Origin of the sequence: Lacticaseibacillus camelliae DSM 22697 = JCM 13995, from assembly GCF_001311195.1 — a bacterium.
GTDB classification, from domain to species: domain Bacteria; phylum Bacillota; class Bacilli; order Lactobacillales; family Lactobacillaceae; genus Lacticaseibacillus; species Lacticaseibacillus camelliae.
In genome coordinates this window covers 1-8,214 of the sequence record NZ_BBAJ01000090.1, presented here as the reverse complement: position 1 = coordinate 8,214, position 8,214 = coordinate 1, and the positions used below count along the sequence as shown (strand labels likewise).

The following is an 8,214-nucleotide window of genomic DNA, read 5'->3' as shown; positions in this document are numbered from 1 at the left end:
CAATCGTCAAATCATAATAATGACGGCCTTATCGGCAATAATAGGAACAAGCAAAAAAACAAATTTTTATCTCTTTTTGTTTGCGTTGATTGGTCATGTATAAGGATGATAAGGGCTGGATTAAAAAGATTTTTTTCCAGAACCGCGATTGGTCAGCAAAAAAGCAATCCAAAGACGGACTGCTTCGGTTTCGTAATATTATGGGCGCTCTTCCACCCAGCTTTAAAGAGGTGTACCCATCCACGCCGATGACCTGGTCTCAGAGCGCATCACTCTGGTTCATGCTTGCCTCGCTTTGCATCAACCGCATCAGGTCGCGCGCATTATTGACAATCAGGTCGGCGCCGGCTACGGCATACTCGCGGCGCGCCTGCAATCGTAACGCCTGCTGGTCCTGATTGGGAAGCGCCAGCCACTGCGCCTTGGACAGGCCCAGCAAACCCGCACCTTCGATCACCCCGACAGCATTGGCTCCGGCCGCCTGCCCCGCCCGAATATCGTCCAGCGTATCGCCGAACACGATCGTCCGCGCCGGATGCTGAACGCCAAGATGTGCCATGGCCAGTCGATTCATCGCCGGGTCTGGCCGGTCGACGCCGGTATCCTTGACGGTGACGTTAACGCGGGGGCGAAAGCCTTGCGGCGCCACCAGTGGCAACAGATCCGTAATCAGGTCCGCATCCCAGCCGCTCGTGGTCCCGTATGGAATCGAATTGGCCTCCAGGTACGCGATCAGGTCCCGCACCCCGGGCTTCAGCTGGGCGTGCGTGGGCAAAATGGCCAGCAAGTTGCGCTTGAACGCAGAGAACAGACTCAGTGCAATGTCGTCCGCGCTGATTTTGCCAAAGCGGTCCAAGGCGGCGTTGCGCACGCCGTCATCCTTGAGCAGCTGGTGGATGAGGGACATCTTATCTAGCTTCAGGTCTTGTTGCGTCACCGCGCCTGAGCCCTCAATGCCGAAACTGGCGAAAGTCCGCTGCAAAGCGACCACTGGCGCCTGATTGCCGTAGTCGATCGTTGTGCCGGCCCAGTCAAAAATCACTGCTTCGATTGCCATGATGTCCTCCTTGGGTAAAGTAGCCCCCGCGTATAAATTGCCATTACTAGCCGCCGTTACTACCACAATGACCTCAACCCATGATAGATTTTGCAAATCCGTGCTGATCTCCCTCAGCAGTTCAGAATTTCTGACCTGGCAAACCGACTTGCCGTGCCATCAACGAATGAGCTGTCTACGTCTTAACGCAGGCAAACCGTTTAACACCCAATTGTTTCCCTTTCAGCATAGCGGAACACTGTAAAAATTAAGACCGCAAAAGGTAAGGGTCACGTTAAACCTTTGCCGCCAACGTAAAGCAAAACGAAACAAGGGATTGGTCACTTTAATAAGCATTGGGTACTACCACGTATCGTGAGTCTAACGCCTGTTCAAGCACACCAAGACCTGTTTCAGACAGAAGAATATTTGAGCGTGTAAAACAGCCGTTGAACAAAAACTTATGTTATTAATAATTATTTTCTTTACAAGTCTTTTGTTAACCAGATATACTAAAAAAGTTCCAAATTTAATTTAGGAGGTACTCCATATGTACGGAAACGTTTCGAAAGCCGGACTTGCCGGCGCTGCTGTCCTGCCGGCCACCGGCTCGGCCATCTCACCATGGATCACCATCATTGGTTATGGCTTGCTGGCCGTCACCCTCATCTCTTTCATTTACCTGAAGCGCACGGCGAAGGTCGCCACCAAAAAATAAACCAAGAGGGAGCGGGGGCAATCGCCCCTTATTAATTTTATGTACACATTATTGTTAATATCGGTCGCGATTCTCGCCGCAATCAACTTTTCCAGAATTTTCGTCTCCATGACCGTGGCCAATCTCACCAAGGCGCGTAAAATCAAGCAACGCCGGGCCCAAGGGACAACGACCTCACTGGGAATCAGCGTGGTCGTCCCTGCGTACAATGAAGAAAAAAAAGTATCGCCCAGTGCGTCGAGTCGCTTTTCGCCAATGATTACGCGGATAAAGAAGTCATCGTAGTCAACGATGGGTCATCAGACCAGACGCAAAACATTTTGGAAGCCATGAAGGTTAAGTATCCCGAACTGATTGTGGTGCACCAGGAAAACGCCGGCAAGGCCAGAGCACTCAACAACGGCATCCGAAACTATGTCACTAAAGACCTGGTAATGGGACTGGACGGCGATTCACAGGTGGCGTCAGATGCGCTTGCAAAAATGGCCGCACATTTCGAAGCCGACTCACAGTTGGTGGCCGCGGCGACCAATGTGCGAATTGCCAGCGCTCACACACTGATTGAGTACGCCCAAAAATTTGAATACTTGATTGGCTATAAGTACAAAGAGTCTGAGCCAAGCTTCAACCTGGAGTACATTATCGGTGGTATCGGCTCGACCTTTCGCCTGAGTGCCTTGCTTGCGGTCGGTTGTTACAGCACCGATTCCATTACTGAAGACATCGATTTATCCATGAAAATGATCAACGTTCTCGGCAACAAAGAAGCCCATTTCGATTATGCGGATGACGTGCTGTGCTTCACCCCACCAGCACATAATTTTACTGATTTGAGAAAGCAGCGGTTCCGCTGGAAATACGGTCGATTCAAGGCCCTCATGAAAAACAGGCGGCTGTTCTTTTCGCGCCAGTTCGATAAATATAGCGCGACCCTCACCTGGTGGAAGTTACCAAAGATTGTTTTCTTCGAGGAAGTCATGATGCTGCTGGACCCACTGCTGGTAGGCTTCATGTTTTACATTCTGTACACCTACTTCGACTTCACCGTGGTGAGTGGCTCACTAGTGACCTTTCTGATTGTTTCCCTGATGTCTGTTTTTTCGGACACCACCCTTTCAAAAAAAGGAACGGGTCGTCATGACCCTGACTTCCCCATTGACACTGATGCTGATGTACATCATCAATGTGGTCGACCTCTTATCCTTGCTCAAATGCATCACCAAGTTCAAGGAAATCATCTTCAACACCAACCAAACCTCAAAGTGGACGCACATTGCCCGCTAACTGCGGATAAGCAAATGAGAATTGATAGTGAAGCAAACGCCCCGTTCATTCGAACGGGGCGTTTTTTCATCTCATAATCACGGGAAACCAAGCGCTGCTAGCCTTGCCGTTTTAGTGCCAACGCAATAGCGTGATAGCCTGCAGACGCTGCGGTCACGCGCAGGTTTGCCTCGTCAACGTGCAACTGGTCGCTGCCGTAGCGGGCCACCACCTGCACTGGCCGGCTGGCAGTCCCAACTCCACCACCGTGGCGGCTTCAGGGGCCATGCTCCAGACCATGACCACGGCTTCGGCGCTGTCAGCCAGGGTGGCACCGTTGTAAAAGCCGACCACCTGAACGCCATGCGGATCGTGATAGCTGAGCACCGGCGCGCCCAGGCGGTATGCCGTGCCGTTAAAAATCAGCGGCGCATGCGCCTGATAAAACGCGATGCCGGCATCGACGGTCGCCCACTGCGCGGCGCTCAGATCTCGAATGTCACCGGACAGGCAGATACGCCCCAGGAATGTGGCAATCAAGTGGTAGTACAGCGTCTCCAAGTCCTCATCCGCGTGCAGCACGCACCAGATCAGATTCTTGGCCGGCGGGATCACCACCAGCTCATTGGCGGCCACGATTGGGATCGCCAGCGTGTCATGGGCATCGGAAAATGACGAAAACTCGGTGTTTTCGATGAACGCCGGCGTCAACCGGTGCCCGCCCGACGAACAGTTTTCGATTTGAAGGCCTGGCAGCTGCCGGTGCACATCGGCCAGCACCGCCAGGGTGGCGTCGATTTGGTCCTCCAGGGCCGCCGCGCCCGGGTGCGTACCGTCAATGACGGGCCCGAGCGTGTCGTTGTAGTCCACCTTCAGGTAATCAAAGCCATTGGCCTTGAGCAGATCGATCATCCGCGTCTGCAAAAACTGCCGATTGACCGGCTGCGTCATGTCGAGGAACCGGCGCTTCAAGGTAGCGACCACCTGCGTCGCGCTTAGCCAGCACCGCCTCGTCCTTGGCGCGGTCACTTTCCGGCCCGACATTTTCGAATTCAAACCAGATGCCAGCCTTCATGCCGCGATGATGAATCGCCGCGACCACCGGCTTCAGTCCATCAGGAAAGGCGTCCCGGTCGACCTGCCAGTCCCCGATTTGCGGGTCAAAATTGGTGCTGCCTTTGCGAAACCATCCGGCATCGATCACGTACGTCCCAATGCGGTGGGCCGCCAGCAGCGGCAGGGCCCGGTTGATCGACGCTGTCGTCGGCTCACCCCAGGTGGTCGCCCATTCGTTGTAAACCACGCTGGCATCACTGGCCTGCGCCGGCGCGAGCAGGCGCTTGCTGACCTGCAGCAACGGGCCCTGGCCGCAGGTGACGTAGGCAAACGGCGTGTGAATGGTCTCCCCCGGCGCCACCTCACGGAACCAGGCGCCGGTGTCGCGGTCCGGCAGCCCGCCGAAGACGACCAGCCGATCATCCAGCCGGGCGGCGTTCAGGCGCCAGGACGCCTTTCCTGCCAGTTGCACCAGCCACAGGCAGTCCTGGTCTTTGTCCTGCACCCCGACCAGCGGGAAGAAGCGCCGCACAGGCATGGTGCCGTTCTGACCAAAAGACTCAAGGCCCAGGCCGGATGGCTTCCAGCTCTCCTCCAGCCCGTATTCCTCAATTGGCCGCTGCTCCAGCCGGCCCTCCATCGCCCACTTCGAGCGCAGGCGCAGCAGGTCCAGGTCGCCAGTTTTTTTGCTTGGCGTGAAACGGCGACAGGCCTGCCAGGCAAACCGACGCCAGACCGTCCAGCGTCTGGGGCGTCGCCGTTTGGTTGGTGAAGGTCGTCCAGGTTTTCAAGCGACGCTCCGCGGCCTGCCACACCAGCTCCTGCGTGTAGCGGTTGCCGTCGGGATCGACCAGCGCAGTGGTGACGTGCACGCCAGCGCTGCTCGGCACGATCAACTGACTGGCAAAAGTCAGGCTCCGGGCCGTAGCGCTGTTAAAACTCGTCGAGCCGTTTGAGAAGTTTTTATCGTACGGCTCCTGCCGCCGCTTGGCCTGGATCAGTGAAAAGGTGTTGACCTGGTCTGGCGGCGCCACCACAGACTGGGCCAAAGCGACGGGAAACACCGTCCACTCCACATGCTGATGGCCATCGATCAGGTAGCGCGTGACCATGTCGCCGCACGCCACCTCGGATAAAACACGTAATTGTTCTGTCAAACTAAACACTCCCTTGTTTGCGCTTGCGTGCGACCGGGATCTGCAATGCCGCCCGGTACTTGGCAACGGTCCGGCGCGCGATGTTCAGGCCCTGCTCGTGCAGCAGACCCACCAGCTCATCGTCGCTTAGCGGACGGGTCTTATCCTCCTTGCAATCAGCGACGCCAGCGCCGTCTGAATCTGATCGACAGAATGCGTGGCGTCCTTGGCCGAATAACGGGAGAAGAAGGCCTTGATCAGCATGACCCCGAAGTCCGTCTGCAGGTACTTGCCGTTGATGGCGCGGCTGACAGTCGACTCGGCCAGCTGCAGCCGCTGCGCAATGTCCCGCAGCAGCAGTGGCGCCAGTGATTTTTGCTTCTGCATGAAAAGGGCGTACTGAGATTTTACCAGCTCGCGGCCGATCAGGCTCAGCGTCTCCTCGCGCCGCGCCAGACTGTACGTCAGGGATTGGTACTCGCCGAGTTTTTCCTTGAGGTAATGCTGCACCTCACTATCGGTCGAGTCCTTCAGCTGCGCGTAAGTCTCCTCGGCGAACACCAGCCGCGGCTGGTTGGCCTTGATCACGGCCATGCTCAGCTTGCCGTTCACCTGATGCACGCGCAGGTCCGGGACCACGAACTCGGTCGCCGTGTGGTTGTACGGCAAACCCGGGTCGGCGGACAGCGTGCGAATGTAGTTGAGCGCGGCCTTCAGCTGGCCTTCCGTCAGGTCCAGCGCCGAGCGAATGGCGGCCAAACGCCCCGCGGTCAGGTTGGCGAACTGATCCGTCAAAATGGCGATGACCCCAGTCGGCACCGGGTACTCATCCGCCTGGGCCTGCAGCAGCAGGCACTCCTGCAGGTCATGGGCGCCAACGCCGGGCGGATCCAGCCGCTGCAGCAGCGTGAGCGCATCGGCCAGCATGACATCGGTGATGCCCAGCTCCGCCTTAATTTGTTCATTGCTGACTGGCAGATACCCACGCGGGTCAAGTTGCTCGATCAGGTAAACCACCAGCGCGCGCAGCGGGGTTTTGCGCATGGTCAGCTGCACCTGTTCCAGCAGGTAATTAAACAGCGACTGCTGCGTGTCTTCGGTCTGGTAGCTCTCGCTCACGGCCGGCGCCACACTGGGTGCGTCCAGCCGCGTTTGACGTCAAACAGCGGGTTGCCGAGGCTGAGGTCCTGCAGGTAGGCGGCCAAATCGATGGTATCAAGCTGAAGGACCAGGATCGACTGGCGCATGCCCTGGGTCAGGACCAGCTTTTGCGCCTGGGCCTGTTTTTGGCCGAAACTAAAATTCTGCGTTAACGCCATTGTGATCCCTCCTTTTTGCTTGACTGACTTATTTCAGCATCGGCAGCAGTGCCTTAGCGACGCCGCTGCTGGCGTGATTATCGACGACCAGCGCAGCCGCCTGTTTCACTTGCGGCAGCGCGTTGCTCATCGCCACCCCGCAACCGACGCCGGCCAGCATCGAAATATCGTTGTCGTAATCACCAAACGCCGCAACCTGCGACACCATCAGCCCAAGGTGCGCACACAGCCACTGAATGCCGCTCAACTTATCGACCCCAGGGGCGGTCATTTCAACGTAGCGGGTGTCGGTCCAGCAGCCGGTGGCCAGGTGCTGCGCGGTGACCGTGGCCAACGCCGCCCCGAGTGCACCCAAATCCGCGGCATAATAACTGACCTTAACCACCTCTTCGGCCTCAGCCGCCTGGTACAGCGGCGCCAAGTCACTTTTGGTCGCCGGCGCCTCAATGTAGGTCGGCACCCACTGGGCAGTTTGGGGGATGTAGTCCACGTTGGTGGTCATGGTACTGAGCGTCATGTTCACCCCGGCCGCAGCGCCCAGGTCGATCAACTTGCGGACGCGGGTGGGCGCCAGCGCCTGGCGATGAATCAGCTTACCGCTAGGATCGGCAATGCAAGCGCCGTTGAAGAAAATTTTATAACCGGAAACGGCCATCCCCGCCATCAGCGCTTCGATTGAAGGCAACCTGCGCCCAAACGCGACGGCAAACACCACGCCTTGCGTAGTGGCCGCTTGAAAGGCAGCACGGTTTTCCGCAGACACTTGGCCCTTGGGGTCAAGCAGCGTCCGGTCCAGGTCTGTGCAGATCAAGCGCGGCTTAGAAAAAGTCATTTTCGGCGTGCACCGGCTTGAGCCGGACCTCCTGGAGACTGTCGCGCGCGGATTGGATCACGTGATCGAGATCGGCGTTCGGGTTGAGCACCAGCTGCAGCACCAGCGCCATGTTCATCCCGCCGATCAAGCGGACATTTTGCCGCTTCAGCAGGGCCATGGCGGCATTGCACATGCTGCCGCCCACTAGGTCCGCCAAGATCAGCACCGGCTCGTCGCTGGGCAGGTCTTGGGCAAAGCCCGCAACGATGTCATCGGGATTTTCGCCCGGCATCAGGGCGTATGCGGATAAATTTTCCTGGGGTCCAGCAATCATTTCAACCGCCTTGGCGAGCCCTTTGGCCAGGCTGTTATGAGAAATCAAGATAATCTTTGTCATTCGTCACGTCTCCTCCGAATACTTCGCCCTACTTCAAGCAAATAGTATGCCAAAGCGCGCGTAATTGCTATTTCTCGCTATTTTTGCCACTTTTTCCGCTAAATCGGGGGGCTTGGAGGAAAAATGCGGCCGCGGCCTCAGCAGACCCCGCGCGTCTCGGCACTGTTTAAGCCGGGCTAAACACTAGAAAAATTAGCGTTCAGTCCTTGGGCCAGCGCCTGCCTGAACGCAAAACGGGTCCCTCATCACCTGACAAGAGACCCGCTCTGCACATTCGTGCTAGGGGGAAGTGCCGTTTAATGCAGGCCTGCGCCTGAGCTAGTTCGCGTGGCGCCGGCGGTACGCGACCGCTGCGCCGCCGCTGACCAAGATCAACAGCCCGATCCAGCTCAAGTTCTTGGCCACCCGTTCACCCAGCTGCGCCAGCTTGGCTTTGTGAGTCGCGCTTGCGCCTGCTGGTGCGCGCCGGTCTGCG

Annotated in this window: 9 protein-coding genes and 1 pseudogene; 2 read left to right on the top strand and 8 right to left on the bottom strand. The window is 57.2% G+C overall.

Annotated elements, in window-relative coordinates; all coding sequences use genetic code 11:
- Positions 1 to 259: 259 nt before the first annotated feature.
- Positions 260 to 1,057, bottom strand: a complete 798-nt coding sequence (gene phnX / locus JCM13995_RS11910) for a phosphonoacetaldehyde hydrolase (protein ID WP_054665937.1) — start codon at positions 1,055 to 1,057, stop codon at positions 260 to 262.
- Between the two features lie 529 nt (positions 1,058 to 1,586).
- Between phnX and JCM13995_RS14060 the strand changes: the two genes are divergently transcribed.
- The gene (locus tag JCM13995_RS14060) at positions 1,587 to 1,754 is read left to right on the top strand and encodes an LPXTG cell wall anchor domain-containing protein (protein WP_082397855.1); all 168 of its coding nucleotides are present in this window, start codon (positions 1,587 to 1,589) and stop codon (positions 1,752 to 1,754) included.
- Positions 1,755 to 1,978: 224 nt separating this feature from the next.
- A complete protein-coding gene (locus JCM13995_RS11900) occupies positions 1,979 to 3,115 on the top strand; it encodes a glycosyltransferase family 2 protein (RefSeq protein ID WP_082397854.1) in 1,137 nt (378 codons plus the stop codon).
- Between the two features lie 76 nt (positions 3,116 to 3,191).
- Here JCM13995_RS11900 and JCM13995_RS17250 read toward each other — a convergent pair whose 3' ends face one another.
- The 7 genes and pseudogenes from JCM13995_RS17250 to JCM13995_RS11865 all read right to left on the bottom strand — a co-directional run bounded on the left by JCM13995_RS17250 (position 3,192) and on the right by JCM13995_RS11865 (position 7,739).
- Entirely contained in the window at positions 3,192 to 3,989 is a 798-nt protein-coding gene (locus tag JCM13995_RS17250; protein ID WP_162230963.1) for an alpha-galactosidase, read from the bottom strand.
- Positions 3,898 to 4,713 (bottom strand): alpha-galactosidase, encoded by an 816-nt coding sequence (locus JCM13995_RS17245; RefSeq protein WP_054665927.1) that lies wholly within the window; start codon positions 4,711 to 4,713, stop codon positions 3,898 to 3,900. The genes JCM13995_RS17250 and JCM13995_RS17245 overlap by 92 nt, the downstream gene beginning before the upstream one ends.
- On the bottom strand, positions 4,682 to 5,230 hold the full coding sequence (locus JCM13995_RS11885; protein ID WP_156314475.1) for a hypothetical protein: 549 nt from the start codon (positions 5,228 to 5,230) through the stop codon (positions 4,682 to 4,684). Before JCM13995_RS11885 ends, JCM13995_RS17245 begins: the two co-directional genes overlap by 32 nt.
- Position 5,231: 1 nt before the next feature.
- Positions 5,232 to 6,328, bottom strand: a pseudogene (gene rpoN, locus JCM13995_RS11880) (RNA polymerase factor sigma-54).
- The gene (locus JCM13995_RS11875) at positions 6,325 to 6,528 is read right to left on the bottom strand and encodes a hypothetical protein (protein ID WP_054665919.1); all 204 of its coding nucleotides are present in this window, start codon (positions 6,526 to 6,528) and stop codon (positions 6,325 to 6,327) included. The pseudogene rpoN and the gene JCM13995_RS11875 overlap by 4 nt, the downstream one beginning before the upstream one ends.
- A gap of 28 nt (positions 6,529 to 6,556) precedes the next feature.
- Positions 6,557 to 7,360, bottom strand: coding sequence for an HAD family hydrolase (locus JCM13995_RS11870; protein WP_054665916.1), 804 nt, complete (start codon positions 7,358 to 7,360; stop codon positions 6,557 to 6,559).
- Positions 7,347 to 7,739 (bottom strand): PTS sugar transporter subunit IIA, encoded by a 393-nt coding sequence (locus tag JCM13995_RS11865; protein ID WP_054665913.1) that lies wholly within the window; start codon positions 7,737 to 7,739, stop codon positions 7,347 to 7,349. The genes JCM13995_RS11870 and JCM13995_RS11865 overlap by 14 nt, the downstream gene beginning before the upstream one ends.
- Positions 7,740 to 8,214: the final 475 nt, after the last annotated feature.

What these genes read in the sequence shown, in the direction of transcription:
- JCM13995_RS14060 (WP_082397855.1), top strand. Translation starts at nt 1,587, where the DNA reads ATGTACGGAAACGTTTCGAAAGCCGGACTTGCCGGCGCTGCTGTCCTG.
- JCM13995_RS17245 (WP_054665927.1), bottom strand. Translation starts at nt 4,713, where the DNA reads ATGGAGGGCCGGCTGGAGCAGCGGCCAATTGAGGAATACGGGCTGGAG.
- JCM13995_RS11875 (WP_054665919.1), bottom strand. Translation starts at nt 6,528, where the DNA reads ATGGCGTTAACGCAGAATTTTAGTTTCGGCCAAAAACAGGCCCAGGCG.
- JCM13995_RS11865 (WP_054665913.1), bottom strand. Translation starts at nt 7,739, where the DNA reads ATGACAAAGATTATCTTGATTTCTCATAACAGCCTGGCCAAAGGGCTC.
- phnX (WP_054665937.1), bottom strand. Translation starts at nt 1,057, where the DNA reads ATGGCAATCGAAGCAGTGATTTTTGACTGGGCCGGCACAACGATCGAC.
- JCM13995_RS11870 (WP_054665916.1), bottom strand. Translation starts at nt 7,360, where the DNA reads ATGACTTTTTCTAAGCCGCGCTTGATCTGCACAGACCTGGACCGGACG.